At 55.7% G+C, this 17,996-nt stretch carries 14 protein-coding genes, 2 tRNA genes and 3 rRNA genes; 9 read left to right on the forward strand and 10 right to left on the reverse strand.

Annotated elements, in window-relative coordinates:
• Positions 1-9: 9 nt before the first annotated feature.
• The 6 genes from rrf to tyrS form a co-directional block, all read right to left on the reverse strand.
• Positions 10-125 (reverse strand): 5S ribosomal RNA (gene rrf, locus BFL40_RS15430).
• Positions 126-288: 163 nt separating this feature from the next.
• A 23S ribosomal RNA gene (locus BFL40_RS15435) occupies positions 289-3,180 on the reverse strand.
• A gap of 249 nt (positions 3,181-3,429) precedes the next feature.
• Positions 3,430-3,505: transfer RNA gene (locus BFL40_RS15440), tRNA-Ala, on the reverse strand.
• A gap of 30 nt (positions 3,506-3,535) precedes the next feature.
• Positions 3,536-3,612, reverse strand: a tRNA-Ile gene (locus tag BFL40_RS15445).
• Positions 3,613-3,694: 82 nt separating this feature from the next.
• Positions 3,695-5,231: ribosomal RNA gene (locus tag BFL40_RS15450) — 16S ribosomal RNA — on the reverse strand.
• Together the 16S, 23S and 5S rRNA genes with 2 tRNA genes alongside form the textbook arrangement of a ribosomal RNA operon.
• A gap of 553 nt (positions 5,232-5,784) precedes the next feature.
• Positions 5,785-6,984: a tyrosine--tRNA ligase gene (tyrS, locus tag BFL40_RS15455; RefSeq protein ID WP_071484814.1), complete on the reverse strand. Its 1,200-nt coding sequence runs from the start codon at positions 6,982-6,984 to the stop codon at positions 5,785-5,787.
• A gap of 208 nt (positions 6,985-7,192) precedes the next feature.
• Between tyrS and BFL40_RS15460 the strand changes: the two genes are divergently transcribed.
• The gene (locus BFL40_RS15460; RefSeq protein WP_071484815.1) at positions 7,193-8,605 is read left to right on the forward strand and encodes a peptidoglycan DD-metalloendopeptidase family protein; all 1,413 of its coding nucleotides are present in this window, start codon (positions 7,193-7,195) and stop codon (positions 8,603-8,605) included.
• 3 nt (positions 8,606-8,608) lie between these two features.
• Positions 8,609-9,700 (forward strand): anhydro-N-acetylmuramic acid kinase, encoded by a 1,092-nt coding sequence (locus tag BFL40_RS15465; protein WP_071484816.1) that lies wholly within the window; start codon positions 8,609-8,611, stop codon positions 9,698-9,700.
• Between the two features lie 90 nt (positions 9,701-9,790).
• Here BFL40_RS15465 and erpA read toward each other — a convergent pair whose 3' ends face one another.
• Positions 9,791-10,141: an iron-sulfur cluster insertion protein ErpA gene (erpA, locus tag BFL40_RS15470; RefSeq protein WP_003176443.1), complete on the reverse strand. Its 351-nt coding sequence runs from the start codon at positions 10,139-10,141 to the stop codon at positions 9,791-9,793.
• A 165-nt stretch (positions 10,142-10,306) separates the two neighbouring features.
• Positions 10,307-11,341 (reverse strand): N-acetyl-gamma-glutamyl-phosphate reductase, encoded by a 1,035-nt coding sequence (gene argC, locus BFL40_RS15475; RefSeq protein WP_017138092.1) that lies wholly within the window; start codon positions 11,339-11,341, stop codon positions 10,307-10,309.
• Positions 11,342-11,476: 135 nt separating this feature from the next.
• Here argC and hemJ point away from each other — a divergent pair, with 135 nt between their 5' ends.
• The 6 genes from hemJ (at position 11,477) to coq7 (ending at position 15,922) form a co-directional block, all read left to right on the forward strand.
• Positions 11,477-11,905 (forward strand): protoporphyrinogen oxidase HemJ, encoded by a 429-nt coding sequence (gene hemJ / locus BFL40_RS15480; RefSeq protein ID WP_071484817.1) that lies wholly within the window; start codon positions 11,477-11,479, stop codon positions 11,903-11,905.
• Positions 11,906-11,929: 24 nt separating this feature from the next.
• Positions 11,930-12,892, forward strand: a complete 963-nt coding sequence (locus BFL40_RS15485) for an NAD(P)H-dependent flavin oxidoreductase (protein ID WP_071484818.1) — start codon at positions 11,930-11,932, stop codon at positions 12,890-12,892.
• A gap of 60 nt (positions 12,893-12,952) precedes the next feature.
• A complete protein-coding gene (locus BFL40_RS15490; protein ID WP_071484819.1) occupies positions 12,953-13,918 on the forward strand; it encodes a DUF805 domain-containing protein in 966 nt (321 codons plus the stop codon).
• A gap of 64 nt (positions 13,919-13,982) precedes the next feature.
• Positions 13,983-14,771, forward strand: coding sequence for an SDR family NAD(P)-dependent oxidoreductase (locus BFL40_RS15495; protein ID WP_071484820.1), 789 nt, complete (start codon positions 13,983-13,985; stop codon positions 14,769-14,771).
• Positions 14,772-14,817: 46 nt separating this feature from the next.
• A complete protein-coding gene (locus BFL40_RS15500; RefSeq protein ID WP_071484821.1) occupies positions 14,818-15,156 on the forward strand; it encodes a histidine triad nucleotide-binding protein in 339 nt (112 codons plus the stop codon).
• 118 nt (positions 15,157-15,274) lie between these two features.
• On the forward strand, positions 15,275-15,922 hold the full coding sequence (gene coq7 / locus BFL40_RS15505) for a 2-polyprenyl-3-methyl-6-methoxy-1,4-benzoquinone monooxygenase (protein WP_071484822.1): 648 nt from the start codon (positions 15,275-15,277) through the stop codon (positions 15,920-15,922).
• 64 nt (positions 15,923-15,986) lie between these two features.
• On the opposite strand, the gene BFL40_RS15510 is transcribed toward coq7, so the two are convergent.
• Positions 15,987-16,409: an OsmC family protein gene (locus BFL40_RS15510; protein ID WP_005792019.1), complete on the reverse strand. Its 423-nt coding sequence runs from the start codon at positions 16,407-16,409 to the stop codon at positions 15,987-15,989.
• Positions 16,410-16,656: 247 nt separating this feature from the next.
• Here BFL40_RS15510 and crp point away from each other — a divergent pair, with 247 nt between their 5' ends.
• Positions 16,657-17,301 (forward strand): cAMP-activated global transcriptional regulator CRP, encoded by a 645-nt coding sequence (gene crp, locus BFL40_RS15515; RefSeq protein WP_071484823.1) that lies wholly within the window; start codon positions 16,657-16,659, stop codon positions 17,299-17,301.
• Here crp and BFL40_RS15520 read toward each other — a convergent pair.
• Positions 17,298-17,993 (reverse strand): lipoate--protein ligase family protein, encoded by a 696-nt coding sequence (locus BFL40_RS15520; RefSeq protein WP_071484824.1) that lies wholly within the window; start codon positions 17,991-17,993, stop codon positions 17,298-17,300. The two genes, crp and BFL40_RS15520, sit on opposite strands and share 4 nt — an antisense overlap.
• Positions 17,994-17,996: the final 3 nt, after the last annotated feature.

Genomic DNA, 17,996 nt, shown 5'->3' on the forward strand with positions numbered 1-17,996 from the left:
GGAATTTAATCTTGACGATGACCTACTCTCACATGGGGAAACCCCACACTACCATCGGCGATGCATCGTTTCACTACTGAGTTCGGGATGGGATCAGGTGGTTCCAATGCTCTATGGTCGTCAAGAAATTCGGGTACTGAGTCGTGACAAGAATGCCTCGCTTCAGCAAATTGGGTATGTGACAGCTTTCGGTGTTTTGTGAGATTCGAACTTTCGGTTCTATCGTCTTCACACACCGCAATCTGCTGCTCTGTATTAAAGAGCCGACGCAAATTGCTTGGGTGTTATATGGTCAAGCCTCACGGGCAATTAGTATTGGTTAGCTCAACGCCTCACAGCGCTTACACACCCAACCTATCAACGTCGTAGTCTTCGACGGCCCTTCAGGGAACTCAAGGTTCCAGTGAGATCTCATCTTGAGGCTAGTTTCCCGCTTAGATGCTTTCAGCGGTTATCTATTCCGAACATAGCTACCCGGCAATGCCACTGGCGTGACAACCGGAACACCAGAGGTTCGTCCACTCCGGTCCTCTCGTACTAGGAGCAGCCCCTCTCAAATCTCAAACGTCCACGGCAGATAGGGACCGAACTGTCTCACGACGTTCTAAACCCAGCTCGCGTACCACTTTAAATGGCGAACAGCCATACCCTTGGGACCGGCTTCAGCCCCAGGATGTGATGAGCCGACATCGAGGTGCCAAACACCGCCGTCGATATGAACTCTTGGGCGGTATCAGCCTGTTATCCCCGGAGTACCTTTTATCCGTTGAGCGATGGCCCTTCCATACAGAACCACCGGATCACTAAGACCTACTTTCGTACCTGCTCGACGTGTCTGTCTCGCAGTCAAGCGCGCTTTTGCCTTTATACTCTACGACCGATTTCCGACCGGTCTGAGCGCACCTTCGTACTCCTCCGTTACTCTTTAGGAGGAGACCGCCCCAGTCAAACTACCCACCATACACTGTCCTCGATCCGGATAACGGACCTGAGTTAGAACCTCAAAGTTGCCAGGGTGGTATTTCAAGGTTGGCTCCACGCAGACTGGCGTCCACGCTTCAAAGCCTCCCACCTATCCTACACAAGCAAATTCAAAGTCCAGTGCAAAGCTATAGTAAAGGTTCACGGGGTCTTTCCGTCTAGCCGCGGATACACTGCATCTTCACAGCGATTTCAATTTCACTGAGTCTCGGGTGGAGACAGCGCCGCCATCGTTACGCCATTCGTGCAGGTCGGAACTTACCCGACAAGGAATTTCGCTACCTTAGGACCGTTATAGTTACGGCCGCCGTTTACCGGGGCTTCGATCAAGAGCTTCGCGTTAGCTAACCCCATCAATTAACCTTCCGGCACCGGGCAGGCGTCACACCCTATACGTCCACTTTCGTGTTTGCAGAGTGCTGTGTTTTTAATAAACAGTCGCAGCGGCCTGGTATCTTCGACCGGCATGAGCTTACGGAGCAAGTCCTTCACCCTCACCGGCGCACCTTCTCCCGAAGTTACGGTGCCATTTTGCCTAGTTCCTTCACCCGAGTTCTCTCAAGCGCCTTGGTATTCTCTACCCAACCACCTGTGTCGGTTTGGGGTACGGTTCCTGGTTACCTGAAGCTTAGAAGCTTTTCTTGGAAGCATGGCATCAACCACTTCGCTAACTAAAAGTTAGCTCGTCATCAGCTCTCGGCCTTAGAATCCCGGATTTACCTAAGATTCCAGCCTACCACCTTAAACTTGGACAACCAACGCCAAGCTGGCCTAGCCTTCTCCGTCCCTCCATCGCAATAACCAGAAGTACAGGAATATTAACCTGTTTTCCATCGACTACGCTTTTCAGCCTCGCCTTAGGGACCGACTAACCCTGCGTCGATTAACGTTGCGCAGGAAACCTTGGTCTTTCGGCGTGGGTGTTTTTCACACCCATTGTCGTTACTCATGTCAGCATTCGCACTTCTGATACCTCCAGCAAGCTTCTCAACTCACCTTCACAGGCTTACAGAACGCTCCTCTACCGCATCACTTACGTGATACCCGTAGCTTCGGTGTATGGTTTGAGCCCCGTTACATCTTCCGCGCAGGCCGACTCGACTAGTGAGCTATTACGCTTTCTTTAAAGGGTGGCTGCTTCTAAGCCAACCTCCTAGCTGTCTAAGCCTTCCCACATCGTTTCCCACTTAACCATAACTTTGGGACCTTAGCTGACGGTCTGGGTTGTTTCCCTTTTCACGACGGACGTTAGCACCCGCCGTGTGTCTCCCATGCTCGGCACTTGTAGGTATTCGGAGTTTGCATCGGTTTGGTAAGTCGGGATGACCCCCTAGCCGAAACAGTGCTCTACCCCCTACAGTGATACATGAGGCGCTACCTAAATAGCTTTCGAGGAGAACCAGCTATCTCCGAGCTTGATTAGCCTTTCACTCCGATCCACAGGTCATCCGCTAACTTTTCAACGGTAGTCGGTTCGGTCCTCCAGTTAGTGTTACCCAACCTTCAACCTGCCCATGGATAGATCGCCCGGTTTCGGGTCTATTCCCAGCGACTAGACGCCCTATTAAGACTCGCTTTCGCTACGCCTCCCCTATTCGGTTAAGCTCGCCACTGAAAATAAGTCGCTGACCCATTATACAAAAGGTACGCAGTCACCCAACAAAGTGGGCTCCCACTGCTTGTACGCATACGGTTTCAGGATCTATTTCACTCCCCTCTCCGGGGTTCTTTTCGCCTTTCCCTCACGGTACTAGTTCACTATCGGTCAGTCAGTAGTATTTAGCCTTGGAGGATGGTCCCCCCATATTCAGACAAAGTTTCTCGTGCTCCGTCCTACTCGATTTCATGACTAAGAGATTTTCGCGTACAGGGCTATCACCCACTATGGCCGCACTTTCCAGAGCGTTCCGCTAATCTCAAAGCCACTTAAGGGCTAGTCCCCGTTCGCTCGCCACTACTAAGGGAATCTCGGTTGATTTCTTTTCCTCAGGGTACTTAGATGTTTCAGTTCCCCTGGTTCGCCTCTTACGCCTATGTATTCAGCGTAAGATAACCATCTTATGATGGCTGGGTTCCCCCATTCAGACATCTCCGGATCAAAGTCTGTTTGCCGACTCCCCGAAGCTTTTCGCAGGCTACCACGTCTTTCATCGCCTCTGACTGCCAAGGCATCCACCGTATGCGCTTCTTCACTTGACCATATAACCCCAAGCAATCTGGTTATACTGTGAAGACAACATTCGCCGAAAATTCGATAATACTCAAAACTGAGTAACTCACAAATTTTACCTTAGCCTGATCCGTTACCAGTGAAAGTAACGTTCAGTCTATCTTTCTATCACATACCCAAATTTTTAAAGAACGATCTAATCAAAGACTAGAAATCAACATTCACCATCAACCTGATGGAATGCTCATTTCTAAGCTTTCATAACGTAGAAGCAGTAGTGGTGGAGCCAAACGGGATCGAACCGTTGACCTCCTGCGTGCAAGGCAGGCGCTCTCCCAGCTGAGCTATGGCCCCGTATTTCTACAGGCGTTTCCCACACAAAATTGGTGGGTCTGGGCAGATTCGAACTGCCGACCTCACCCTTATCAGGGGTGCGCTCTAACCAACTGAGCTACAGACCCAATTTCGGGCTGCTTCTTATCGTCTTCTTCAATGAATCAAGCAATTCGTGTGGGAACTTATGGAGCAGCTGATGTCGTCGATTAAGGAGGTGATCCAGCCGCAGGTTCCCCTACGGCTACCTTGTTACGACTTCACCCCAGTCATGAATCACACCGTGGTAACCGTCCTCCCGAAGGTTAGACTAGCTACTTCTGGTGCAACCCACTCCCATGGTGTGACGGGCGGTGTGTACAAGGCCCGGGAACGTATTCACCGCGACATTCTGATTCGCGATTACTAGCGATTCCGACTTCACGCAGTCGAGTTGCAGACTGCGATCCGGACTACGATCGGTTTTATGGGATTAGCTCCACCTCGCGGTTTGGCAACCCTCTGTACCGACCATTGTAGCACGTGTGTAGCCCAGGCCGTAAGGGCCATGATGACTTGACGTCATCCCCACCTTCCTCCGGTTTGTCACCGGCAGTCTCCTTAGAGTGCCCACCATTACGTGCTGGTAACTAAGGACAAGGGTTGCGCTCGTTACGGGACTTAACCCAACATCTCACGACACGAGCTGACGACAGCCATGCAGCACCTGTCTCAATGTTCCCGAAGGCACCAATCTATCTCTAGAAAGTTCATTGGATGTCAAGGCCTGGTAAGGTTCTTCGCGTTGCTTCGAATTAAACCACATGCTCCACCGCTTGTGCGGGCCCCCGTCAATTCATTTGAGTTTTAACCTTGCGGCCGTACTCCCCAGGCGGTCAACTTAATGCGTTAGCTGCGCCACTAAAAGCTCAAGGCTTCCAACGGCTAGTTGACATCGTTTACGGCGTGGACTACCAGGGTATCTAATCCTGTTTGCTCCCCACGCTTTCGCACCTCAGTGTCAGTATTAGTCCAGGTGGTCGCCTTCGCCACTGGTGTTCCTTCCTATATCTACGCATTTCACCGCTACACAGGAAATTCCACCACCCTCTACCATACTCTAGTCAGTCAGTTTTGAATGCAGTTCCCAGGTTGAGCCCGGGGATTTCACATCCAACTTAACAAACCACCTACGCGCGCTTTACGCCCAGTAATTCCGATTAACGCTTGCACCCTCTGTATTACCGCGGCTGCTGGCACAGAGTTAGCCGGTGCTTATTCTGTCGGTAACGTCAAAACAGTTACGTATTAGGCAACTGCCCTTCCTCCCAACTTAAAGTGCTTTACAATCCGAAGACCTTCTTCACACACGCGGCATGGCTGGATCAGGCTTTCGCCCATTGTCCAATATTCCCCACTGCTGCCTCCCGTAGGAGTCTGGACCGTGTCTCAGTTCCAGTGTGACTGATCATCCTCTCAGACCAGTTACGGATCGTCGCCTTGGTGAGCCATTACCTCACCAACTAGCTAATCCGACCTAGGCTCATCTGATAGCGCAAGGCCCGAAGGTCCCCTGCTTTCTCCCGTAGGACGTATGCGGTATTAGCGTCCGTTTCCGAACGTTATCCCCCACTACCAGGCAGATTCCTAGGCATTACTCACCCGTCCGCCGCTCTCAAGAGAAGCAAGCTTCTCTCTACCGCTCGACTTGCATGTGTTAGGCCTGCCGCCAGCGTTCAATCTGAGCCATGATCAAACTCTTCAGTTCAAACATCTTTGGGTTTTTAAGAAACCCTAAACTTGGCTCAGCAATCGTTGGTTACATCTTTGATTTCTCGCGGAGTAACTTGTGATGCTGATAATCTTGTTGACTATCAGTCTGACTCCACAAGCACCCACACGAATTGCTTGATTCAGTTGTTAAAGAGCGGTTGGTTAAGATCTTTCGTCTCAACCGAGGCGCGCATTCTACAGCAGCCTCATTTGCTGTCAAGTGATTATTTTCAGAAGCTTTCGAAGATTTCTTCAACAACTTCAACCACTTGCGCCTCCGATCTCTCGTTAGCGGGAGGCGAATTCTACAGCGTTACACGCTGCTGTCAACACCTCTTTTTCTCCGCTTTCGACCGAGAGGATCGAAACGTTAATAGAGCCAAACTACATTGCTCTACCAACTCCTTCTGGGCCTCGATGAACTGAAGCAACTCGCTATCGAAACCTACATAACTCTTTGTTTACCAAGGAGTTTTCCGTTTCGACTGCGCCGGAAGTGGGGCGAATTATAGACAGATATAAATCGCCGTCAACACCTAATTTCAGTCTTATTCGGATTTGAGCGTAATACGCGCAAATGCCTTCTTCCCAGCCTGGCAAACATGGGTCGCGCCCAGTTCGTATATAAAGGTGCGATCCACAACCTCACCATCTATACGCACACCACCGGAACTCAGCAGGTCACGCGCCACCGCCGAGTTCTTCACCAGGCCCGCCTTATTAAGGACAGCAGCGATCGGCATTGCCTCTGCAGCGGACAACTCGATCTCCGGCAGATCATCCGGCAACTCGCCATCCTTCATACGGTTACCCGCAGCGCGATGAGCATTGGCCGCAGCCTCTTCACCATGGAAGCGCGCAACAATCTCTTCAGCCAGCTTGATCTTTACGTCACGCGGATTGGCACCCGCCTCGACGTCAGCACGCAGTGCATTGATCTCGTCCATCGAGCGGAAGCTCAACAGTTCAAAGTAACGCCACATCAGCGCATCAGGAATAGAAACCAGCTTGCCGTACATCACACCGGGCGCTTCCTGTATGCCTACATAGTTACCCAAGGACTTGGACATCTTCTTGACGCCGTCCAACCCCTCCAGCAACGGCATGGTCAGAATGCACTGAGCCTCCTGCCCATACGCACGCTGCAGCTCACGCCCCATCAGCAGGTTGAACTTCTGATCGGTGCCGCCCAACTCAACGTCAGCACGCAACGCCACCGAGTCATACCCTTGAACCAGCGGGTAGAGGAACTCGTGAATAGCAATTGGCTGATTGGTGGAGTAGCGCTTATCGAAGTCATCACGCTCGAGCATGCGCGCGACGGTGTACTGGGAGGTCAGGCGGATAAAGTCAGCCGGCCCCATCTGATCCATCCAAGTGGAGTTGAACGCCACTTCGGTCTTGGCCGGATCGAGAATCTTGAATACCTGAGTCTTGTAGGTCTCGGCATTATCGAGAACCTGCTCACGGGTCAGTGGCGGACGCGTTGCGCTCTTACCACTCGGATCACCGATCATCCCGGTGAAGTCACCTATAAGGAAGATGACCTGATGCCCCAGCTCCTGGAACTGGCGCAGCTTATTAATAAGCACGGTATGGCCCAGGTGAAGATCCGGCGCCGTCGGATCAAAGCCAGCCTTGATACGCAGGGGTTGGCCACGCTTGAGCTTTTCGATCAGCTCGGCCTCGACCAACAGTTCTTCCGCACCACGTTTTATCAGCGCTAGCTGCTCTTCAACCGACTTCATAACAGACCCGCAAGGCTCAGATTCAAAAGGGAACCAACCATACAAGATCAGGGACTAATTACAAGTTTTGCCCTGCGCACGGACACCGTTCAGCAAGCCCAGCGTTCGCGAGCTTGCGCCACAGATGATTTGGTTATATTTTATACAGTTATTTCATCTTCATCATGTCATTCATCTTTTCCATTTCATCTTCAAAGTCAAATTACTTATGACCACAGAACCGTCTAAAGCGCCGCCGCTTTACCCGAAGACCCACCTGCTCGCTGCAAGTGGTATCGCCGCTCTTCTCAGCCTGGCACTCCTGGTATTCCCTTCCAGTGACGTAGAAGCCAAACGAACATCCCTGAGCCTTGACCTGGAAAGCCCAGTTGAACAACTGACACAAGATCAAGACGCCTCCGACGCGCAACAAGCCACAAATGCCCCCATTGACTCCCCCTTTGCACAGATAGAAAGCACTCCCGAAGACACTCAACAAGCCACCCAAAAGCAGCCTTCGGCAGTCGCCACCAAGAATCCCCAGCACCGCGAAGTGATCGTAGCTAAAGGCGATACGCTATCAACGCTGTTCGAAAAAGTCGGCCTGCCCGCCGCCACTGTGAATGAGGTGCTGGCCAGTGATAAACAAGCCAAGCAATTCACCCAGCTCAAACACGGCCAAAAGCTTGAGTTCGAATTGGCACCCAACGGCCAATTGAACAACCTGCACAGCAGTATCAGCGACCTCGAAAGTATCACCCTGACCAAGGGCGCCAAAGGCTTTGCGTTCAACCGCATCACTACCAAGCCCGTGATGCGCTCCGCCTACGTACACGGCGTGATCAACAGCTCACTATCACAATCGGCAGCGCGCGCAGGCCTGTCCCACAGCATGACCATGGACATGGCCAGCGTGTTTGGCTACGACATCGACTTCGCCCAGGACATTCGCCAAGGCGACGAATTCGATGTGATCTATGAGCAGAAAGTCGCCAACGGCAAAGTGGTCGGCACCGGCAGCATTCTCTCCGCTCGCTTCACCAACCGTGGCAAGACTTACACCGCCGTTCGCTACACCAACAAACAAGGCAACAGCAGCTACTACACCGCCGACGGCAATAGCATGCGCAAGGCCTTCATCCGTACACCGGTGGACTTCGCTCGTATTAGCTCGCGTTTCTCCATGGGTCGCAAGCATCCAATTCTGAACAAAATTCGCGCGCACAAAGGTGTCGACTATGCTGCACCACGTGGCACGCCTATCAAGGCGGCCGGTGACGGCAAGGTGCTGCTGGCCGGGCGTCGCGGAGGTTACGGCAATACCGTGATCATCCAGCACGGCAATACCTACCGCACGCTGTATGGCCACATGCAAGGGTTCGCCAAAGGCGTATCGACAGGCAGCAACGTGAAGCAAGGCCAGGTGATCGGCTATATCGGCACCACCGGCCTCTCCACTGGACCGCACTTACACTATGAGTTCCAAGTCAACGGCGTCCACGTCGACCCGTTGGGCCAGAAGCTGCCCATGGCTGATCCGATTGCCAAAGCCGAACGCGCGCGCTTCCTGCAACAAAGCCAGCCGCTGATGGCACGCATGGACCAGGAGCGCTCCACACTTCTGGCTTCGGCGAAGCGTTAAGGTATGCCGTTCTATATAGGAGTGATGTCCGGGACCAGCCTTGATGGCTTGGATATCGCCCTGATTGAACAAGGCTCGGCGATCAACTTGATCGCCACCCACTACATCCCGATGCCTGACAGCCTACGCGCCGAGTTACTAAGCCTGTGCGCCAGCGGCCCAGACGAGATCGCCCGCTCGGCCATCGCCCAACAACACTGGGTAACACTCGCCGCCCAGGGCATCCATGCTTTGCTGGGCCAACAGAGCCTCAAACCTCAAGACATTCGTGCAATTGGCAGCCACGGGCAGACCGTCCGCCACGAACCCGCACGCGGCTTTACCGTACAGATCGGTAATCCTGCGCTGCTCACTGAGCTGACAGGCATCACCGTGGTCAGCGACTTCCGTAGCCGCGACGTAGCCGCCGGCGGCCAGGGCGCCCCTTTGGTGCCTGCCTTTCATGAGGCGTTGTTTGGTGAGCGTATCGGTAACCGCGCCGTATTGAATGTCGGCGGGTTCAGTAACCTCAGTCTGATCGAGACAGGAAAGCCTGTAGCCGGCTTCGACTGCGGCCCAGGAAACGTCTTGTTGGACGCTTGGATCCACCAACAACGCGGTGAGCTCTTTGATCGCGACGGTCAGTGGGCCGCCAGTGGCAAGGTCACACCTCTGCTACTCAACGCCCTGCTCAGCGACCCATTCTTTGTGACCAAAGGCCCAAAAAGCACCGGACGCGAAGTCTTCAACCTGGGATGGCTGCAACAACACCTTGGAAAACTGCCTACCCTCCAGTCTCAGGACGTACAAGCCACTCTGCTTGAACTGACCGCCCTGACCATCGTTGAGTCCCTGCAAACTGCACAATCCGAAACCGAAACGCTGTTGGTCTGCGGCGGCGGCGCCCACAACACCACGCTGATGAATCGCTTGGCGGCGCTTCTACCGTCCACACACGTCGGCAGCACCGCCACTTACGGCGTGGATCCTGACTGGGTCGAGGCCATGGCCTTCGCCTGGCTGGCTCATTGCTGTCTGGAAGGTATTGCCTCCAACCGCCCTAGCGTCACAGGGGCACGCGGGCTTCGGGTACTGGGCGCGATCTACCCTGCCTGACTGCCCCCCAGAATCCGCAGACAGCAAAACGCCGCTTGGCCTATGAAAGCCAAGCGGCGTTTTCTTATCCGCTGTGAATCAGGCTGTCGATCAGATCGAGAACGAAGACCCGCAACCACAGGTAGTGGTGGCATTAGGGTTCTTGATCACGAAGCGCGAGCCTTCCAGACCTTCTTGGTAATCCACCTCGGCGCCTGCCAAGTATTGGAAACTCATCGGATCTACGACCAGGCTCACGCCCTCGCGCTCGACGATGGTGTCGTCATCGGCCACATCTTCATCGAAGGTAAAACCGTACTGAAACCCTGAACAACCGCCGCCCGTAACAAATACGCGCAGCTTCAAGCGATCATTACCCTCTTCATCGACCAGGCTCTTCACCTTGTGCGCAGCACCGTGGGTGAATTGCAAAGCCGTGGGGGTGAAGGATTCAACGCTCATGCTGATAATCTCCCGGCGTACCGCCGCCATATGCGTAATGGGCGGCATTATCCGCTTCTCCTAGAAAAGCGGTCAACTATTGTTACGGTATATCAATCTGCACTGCTGCCATTAAAAACACAAAAGGCCCGATCAACGGGCCTTTTGCGTCACCACTAAACAGCCTTAAGGCAGCATACCTGCGTGGGACAGGCCCAGCTTCTCATCCAGGCCGAACAAGATGTTCAGGTTCTGCACCGCTTGCCCCGACGCGCCCTTGACCAAGTTATCGATCACCGACAGTACCACCACCAGGTCGCCATCCTGCGGACGGTGCACGGCAATACGGCACACGTTGGCGCCACGCACGCTGCGGGTTTCCGGGTGGCTGCCGGCAGGCATCACGTCGACGAACGGTTCGTTGGCGTAGCGCTTTTCAAACAATGCTTGCAGGTCTACGGAACGATCGACCACGGTGGCGTACAACGTGGAGTGAATACCCCGGATCATCGGCGTCAGGTGCGGCACGAAGGTCAGGCCCACATCCTTACCGGCGGCACGACGCAAGCCTTGACGGATTTCCGGCAGATGGCGATGCCCTTTTACCGCATAGGCTTTCATGCTTTCCGACGTCTCGGAGTACAGCGAACCTACCGCGGCACCACGACCGGCGCCACTGACGCCCGACTTGCAGTCGGCGATCAAACGCGAAGTGTCCGCCAGTCCGGCTTCGAGCAACGGCAAGAAACCCAACTGTGTGGCCGTCGGATAGCAACCCGGCACGGCAATCAGGCGTGCTTGCTTGATCTGCTCACGATTGACTTCCGGCAGGCCATACACCGCCTCTTCCAACAATTCAGGAGCGCCGTGTGGCTGGCCGTACCACTTGGCCCACTCATCAGCGTCCTGCAGGCGGAAGTCGGCCGACAGGTCAATAACCTTGGTGCCGGCAGCCAGCAGTTCGCCAGCTAGCGCATGGGCAACACCGTGAGGCGTGGCAAAGAACACCACATCACAAGCGCCAAGGGTCTTGATGTCCGGAACGCTGAACGCCAGGCCGTCATAGTGGCCTCGCAGGTTCGGGTACATATCGGCAACGGCCAGCCCGGCCTCGGATCGGGAAGTGATGACCACCACCTCAGCTTGCGGATGTTGAGCCAACAAACGCAGCAATTCGACACCGGTGTAACCCGTGCCGCCGACGATACCGACCTTGACCATAAACCTGCCCTCAACGAACCCACTGGAAAGCCGTCGATAATAGGGGCCGTATCGTCCTGCGACAACCGTCAACGTGACGTACGGGCGCATGAGCCACTACTATCTTCGTCACCGTGAACCTGGGAATAACTAAAAATGCTTTATCTATGGGTCAAAGCCTTCCATATCGTCAGCATCGTCTGCTGGTTTGCCGGGCTGTTCTACTTGCCACGCCTGTTCGTCTACCACGCCCAAAGTGAGGACACCGTCAGCAAAGAACGCTTCAGCGTCATGGAGCGCAAGCTGTATCGCGGCATCATGGGCCCGGCGATGATCGCCACGCTGGTATTCGGCATCTGGCTGATCTACCTGAACCCCAGCATTTTTCAGTCCGGCGCCTGGATCCACGCCAAGCTGACCCTGGTGGTGCTGCTCATCGGCTACCACCATATGTGCGGCGCACAGGTAAAACGCTTTGCCCGTGGCGAAAACACCCGCAGCCATGTCTTTTATCGCTGGTTCAACGAAGTACCAGTTCTGATATTGCTGGCTATCGTAATTTTGGTCGTGGTCAAACCGTTCTAACTTCAATCACACGGGGTACCTCCAATGTCGCTGCCCGCTTTGCTTGAACAACGTCTGCGCCTGCCCGTGGTGGCTGCGCCGATGTTTCTGATTTCCAATCCGCAACTGGTCCTGGCGTGCTGCCGTAATGGGGTGGTCGGGAGTTTTCCGGCGCTCAACCAGCGTGAAAGCAGCGGCTTCAAGGCCTGGCTGGAGGAAATCGAAGCGGGCCTGGCGCAACTGGACAACCCCGCGCCGTATGCCGTCAATTTGATCGTGCACAACAGCAACCCACGGCTGGAAGCTGATTTGGCGATCTGCGTCGAGCACAAAGTCCCGATCGTCATTACCAGCCTGGGTGCGGTGAAGGAGTTGGTAGATGCTGTTCACAGCTACGGTGGCCTGGTGTTTCACGATGTCACCACCCGGCGCCACGCAGAGAAAGCCGCCGAAGCCGGTGTCGACGGTCTGATCGCCGTGGCCGCCGGCGCCGGGGGCCATGCCGGTACCTGGAGTCCGTTCTCGTTGATCGCCGAGATCCGCCAATTTTTCGATAAAACCCTGCTGCTGGCTGGTTGCCTCAACCACGGGCACGAGATTCTCGCCGCTCAAGTGCTCGGAGCAGACCTGGCGTATTTCGGCACGCGCTTTATCGGTACCACTGAAAGCCACGCCCCGGATGCCTATAAGGAGATGCTGCTCACATCGCGCGCCGCCGATATCGTGCACACTCCTGCGGTCTCCGGCGTACCCGCCAGCTTTATGCGCCAGAGCCTGGAAAACGCTGGTTTCGACCTCGCAGCCCTGCAGGGCAAAGGTGAAGTCAACTTCGGCTCCAAGCTCAAGCCGCTAAGCGATGAGGCCAAGGCCTGGAAAACAGTATGGTCAGCCGGCCAGGGCGTCGGTGAAATTGATGACTTGCCGAGCGTCGATGAACTCATTGCCCGACTGGATGCCGAATATCGCAAGGCACGCGAGCAGGCGACACAGTTACAATGGCCGCGCTGACAACCGCCAGGCCCGCAGCTGGCCTGCACTCCCCCCTGATTAAGTGACAAGGACGCCCGCATGAGCGACAACCGTTTCAAGATTGTGTTTGATGGGGCCTTGCTCCCGGGTGTCGAAAGCACCACTGCCAAGCTCAACCTCGCTGAACTGTTCAAAAGCGATGTGGCAGCCATTGAGAAGCTCTTTACCGGTCGCCCGGTTGCGCTCAAGCGCGACCTTTCCCGCGCCGATGCCGAAACCTACCTCACCGCGCTGAAAAACGCCGGGGTCGATGCACGTATCGAAGCTGAACAGCCCGTGGCCTTCAGCTTGGCAGAAGCTCACGAGACCGATTCCAATGCCTCTGACTTCTCGCGCCCTGCCGCTTCGCCCTATGCTCCGCCGCGTGCGGCCGTAGGGGACCACACTGAAGAGCACTCAACGCTCAAGATCTTCACGATCCACGGGCGCATCGGCCGCCTACGGTATCTCGCCTGGACGCTGGTGTTGACCCTCGCGATGCTCGTAGCTGGGGGCATCATCAGCACCGTTAGCTTTGCCGTAGCCACCGCGTCACCGACGGCAGGCGCCATCCTCGGCGTGCTGCTGGGTCTAGCGTTGTGCGTGGCAATTGTCTGGGTCAGCGTGCAAATCGGCGTGCAACGTCTGCATGACCTTGGTTGGTCGGGCTGGTTGTGGTTCCTGCACTTGGTGCCGCTGGTAAACAGCGTCTTCCCGATCCTGCTGCTGGTGTTGCCGGGTAATGCAGGCGCCAACCAATATGGCGCGCCACCTCCGCGCAACTCCACTGCAGTAAAAGTGTTGGCGGCCCTGTGGCTGGCGTTTATTCCAGTCGTGCTAGCCATCGTGGTGACGCTGGGTATGAACGGCTATCTGAACCAACTCGAAGCCAATATGGACAGCAGCTACGAAAGCAGCTCCATTACCTCCGATGACGCCACCGATCAAAGCGTCATCGTTGATGAAGAAGAAGGCCCGCAAAGTGCTGACGACGCAGCCGAACCTGTAGACTCTCCAAAACAGTGAAGAAACGCCCGCCCGCCTGTGATGCCTCTGTCACAGGCCCGGCGGCGTTGCGATGGAGAAAGGCATGACCCGTTACGCTCTGATCACCGGTGCCTCCAGCGGCATCGGCCTGGCCTTGGCCGAAGCCCTGGCCCGTCGCGGCCGCAGCTTGATTCTGGTGGCCCGCCAGCGTGATCAGTTGGAAAGCATTGCAATCGAATTGACTCAACGCTTCGGCGTCGAGGTGCTGTTTCGTGCCTGTGACCTGGGCGAACCACTGCGTCTGTCCGGGTTTCTGCTGGAGCTTGAAGAAGGCGAGCGGCAGATCGATCTGCTGGTCAACTGCGCCGGCATGGGTACCAGCGGGCCGTTCCTGGCCCAGGATTGGATGACCGAACAGGACCTGATCGAGATCAACATCCTGGCCCTGACCCGCATGTGCCATGCCCTTGGTAACGCCATGGCACTGCATGGCGGCGGGCAGATTCTCAACGTTGCCTCGGTTGCCGCCTTTCAGCCTGGCCCCTGGATGAGCAGCTATTACGCCAGCAAGGCTTATGTGCTGCACTTCTCCGAAGGCTTGCGCGAAGAGTTGAAGACCTGCGGCATCAAGGTCTCGGTCCTGTGCCCCGGCCCTACGCGCACCACCTTCTACCGCACCGCGCAAATGGACACTGCCAAGCTCGATCGCAGCGACAAGCTGATGAGTCCGGAAGAAGTCGCGCTCTACACCGTACGCGCCCTGGAAAAAAACAAAGCCATCATCATCCCCGGGCGGCGCAACCGCTGGATTGCCTTCAGCCCGCGTTTTAGCCCTCGTTGGCTGACCCGCAAGATTGCCGGTGCCATCAACAAGGCCTATTGCCCGCGCTGACCGCCTGAGTACACTCACCCTGCACTTTCATAATGGAGAAACAGCTGTGGATACTCTGTTCACCAAGATCATCAACAGAGAAATACCCGCGGATATCATCTACGAGGACGACCAGGTCCTGGCGTTCAAGGATATCTACCCAGCGGCCCCCGTGCATTTCCTGGTAATTCCGAAGAAACACATCCCCACCCTCAATGACCTGACTGAAGAAGATAAAGCTCTGGCCGGACATATCTTGTTCACCGCTCAGCGCCTGGCGCTCGAGCAAGGTTGTGAAGAAGGCTTTCGCCTGGTGATGAACTGCAATCCAAAAGGCGGGCAGACCGTTTATCACATCCATATGCACGTTTTGGGTCAGCGTCAGATGAACTGGCCGCCGGGCTGATGTAGCCTGCTGCACCGGGTCGCGCCCCAAGGCTGCGACCTAATGCCCTTGGCTCAGCGCAAACGCGTCACCCTCTCTTGCGGTAAACTGGCCGCCGAGATTCTTCCCGGAGGTCAGCATGACTACCCAACGTCACTACTCGCCGATTGACCGTCTGTTGCTGCAAGCCGACATGGCCATGCGCACGTTGTTGCCGTTCAGCGGCCAACCGTACCGTCCGTCGCCCGCCATCGTGCAGCCTGACGCACAAATGAGTGAGACCGACACCCGCCACGTCGCCGGTCTGATGCGCATCAACCATACCGGCGAAGTCTGTGCCCAGGCGCTGTATCAGGGCCAGGCGCTGACCGCCAAACTGCCGCAAGTGCGAGCAGCGATGGAGCATGCGGCTGAGGAAGAAATCGATCACCTGGCCTGGTGCGAGCAACGCATTCGCCAGTTGGGCAGCCACCCCAGCGTGCTGAACCCACTATTTTATGGTTTGTCGTTCGGCATCGGTGCCGCTGCCGGCTTGATCAGCGACAAGGTCAGCCTCGGTTTTGTCGCGGCGACGGAACACCAGGTTTGCAAACACCTGGATGAGCACCTGGAACAACTGCCGGCCGAAGATGAAAAGTCCCGGGCCATTCTTGAGCAGATGCGCATTGATGAAGAACACCACGCAGAAAGCGCGCTGGATGCCGGTGGCTTCCGCTTCCCGGCGCCGGTGCGGTTTGGCATGAGCCTGATGGCTAAGGTCATGACCAAAAGCACCTATCGAATCTGAGTGCATTGAATCTGATCCACAAAAAAGGGCGCTATCAAAGCGCCCTTTTCTTTTGCCGTGTGCGTCAACCCAACTCGATGATTTCGTAGTCATGGGTGATTGCAACACCCGCAGCACCGAGCATGATCGACGCCGAGCAATACTTCTCAGCCGACAACTCGATGGCACGCTTGACCTGGGCTTCTTTCAGGGCCCGGCCCTTCACCACGAAATGCATGTGGATCTTGGTAAATACCTTGGGATCTTCAGTCGCGCGCTCGGCTTCCAAGAAGGCTTCGCAGCTTTCCACGGCCTGACGGGATTTCTTCAGGATGCTGACCACATCGAAATTGCTGCAACCGCCTACACCCAGCAGGAGCATTTCCATCGGGCGTACGCCCAGGTTACGGCCACCGGCTTCCGGCGGGCCATCCATGACCACTACATGGCCACTGCCCGACTCACCGAGGAACATGGCCTCGCCCGCCCATTGGATGCGTGCCTTCATCGCCCAGACTCCACTGCTTAAAAAGGGTCGCCAGCTTAGCACAGGGCCTTGGAGCAACAGCGCCCTACATGAAAGCGATCAATGACAGCCTTTGCCAGATAAATACCTCAATCGAGGCAGAATGTGTCTGTTAAGCTGGCGCCAAATCAATGGCGCATTGCCATCCTTTGTACGGCGTGTATCAATGCCGACACCGCTTGGAAAAAATAAATCCAACCACACCGTGCAGTCTTTTCGGGATACAACCATGGTTGCTCTTACTCCCACACCCAAGATCAAGAATCTCGACAAGCTGTTGATGCACTGCCAACGTCGGCGTCACCCGGCCAAGCACAACATCATTTGCGCAGGCGAACGCTCCGAAACACTGTTCTTCATTATCAAGGGTTCGGTGACCATCCTGATCGAAGATGAAGACGGCCGCGAGATGATCATCGCGTACCTCAATACCGGGGATTTCTTTGGGGAACTGGGGCTGTTTGAACAAGCAGGCAAAGAACAGGAACGCAGCGCCTGGGTGCGGTCCAAGGTCGAATGCGAAGTGGCTGAGATCAGCTATACGAAATTTCGCGAATTAGCCCAGCACGATCCCGACATCCTCTATGCCCTGAGCGGGCAGATTGCCCAGCGCTTACGGGACACAACACGCAAGGTCGGTGACCTGGCGTTCTTTGATGTCACCGGCCGCGTCGCTCGCTGCTTACTGGAATTGTGCAAGCAACCCGACGCCATGACTCACCCCGACGGCATGCAAATCAAGGTCACGCGCCAGGAAATCGGACGCATTGTCGGCTGCTCACGGGAAATGGTCGGTCGCGTGCTCAAGGACCTGGAAGAGCGCAATCTGGTACACGTCAAAGGCAAGACGATGGTGGTGTTCGGTACGCGTTAAACCGGCAGAAAACTCGCCAGCATCTGACGGTACAACGTATCGAGTCGGGTGATCGCATCAGGGGCGGGGAAGGCTTCGTGCAGGGCGATATGGCTGTCGGCACGCACTCGTTGCTCAAGGCCACAGGCCTCATTGAAGCGATTGACCGCTGCAATTAATTCCTCACGGTCGTTCTCCAGTAGCAAAGCACCGTGCACCAAACCCACCGGGCGACCACCGCTTTGCCGCCAGCGCTGGGCGGTGCCCACCATCTTGCGACCGTTAAGGTTGACGTTGTAGCGACCATCGCAAAACGCGCCGTCGATTTCACCGACCGAGGCATCGCCACCCAGCTCGATCAACACGTCGCAGATCGGCTGGCACAAGCGCTGGTAACCGGTTTCGATCCGTCCCTGATCGCCTTCGCTACGCGGCGGTGCGTAAACCAGGGCGATGTTGACGGTAGCGGCGGATTGCGGCACTGGCTCACCGCCGGTTTCCCGCAACAACACCGGCCAACCAGCATCTGCCGAAACTTGGCTGGCAGCGTCGAATGCCGGCAACCGGCTCAAACGGCGCGGCATCACTAACGCTTGATCGTTGGGTTGCCAGAACAGCAGGCCGAATTCCTGCTCACCCGCGCAAACGGCAGCCAGCAGCGCCTGTTCGGCAGCAAGGCCAGCCTCAACAGTCATCGACACCGGCTTAACCATCAA

The organism is Pseudomonas costantinii (assembly GCF_001870435.1).
Lineage (GTDB): Bacteria > Pseudomonadota > Gammaproteobacteria > Pseudomonadales > Pseudomonadaceae > Aquipseudomonas > Aquipseudomonas costantinii.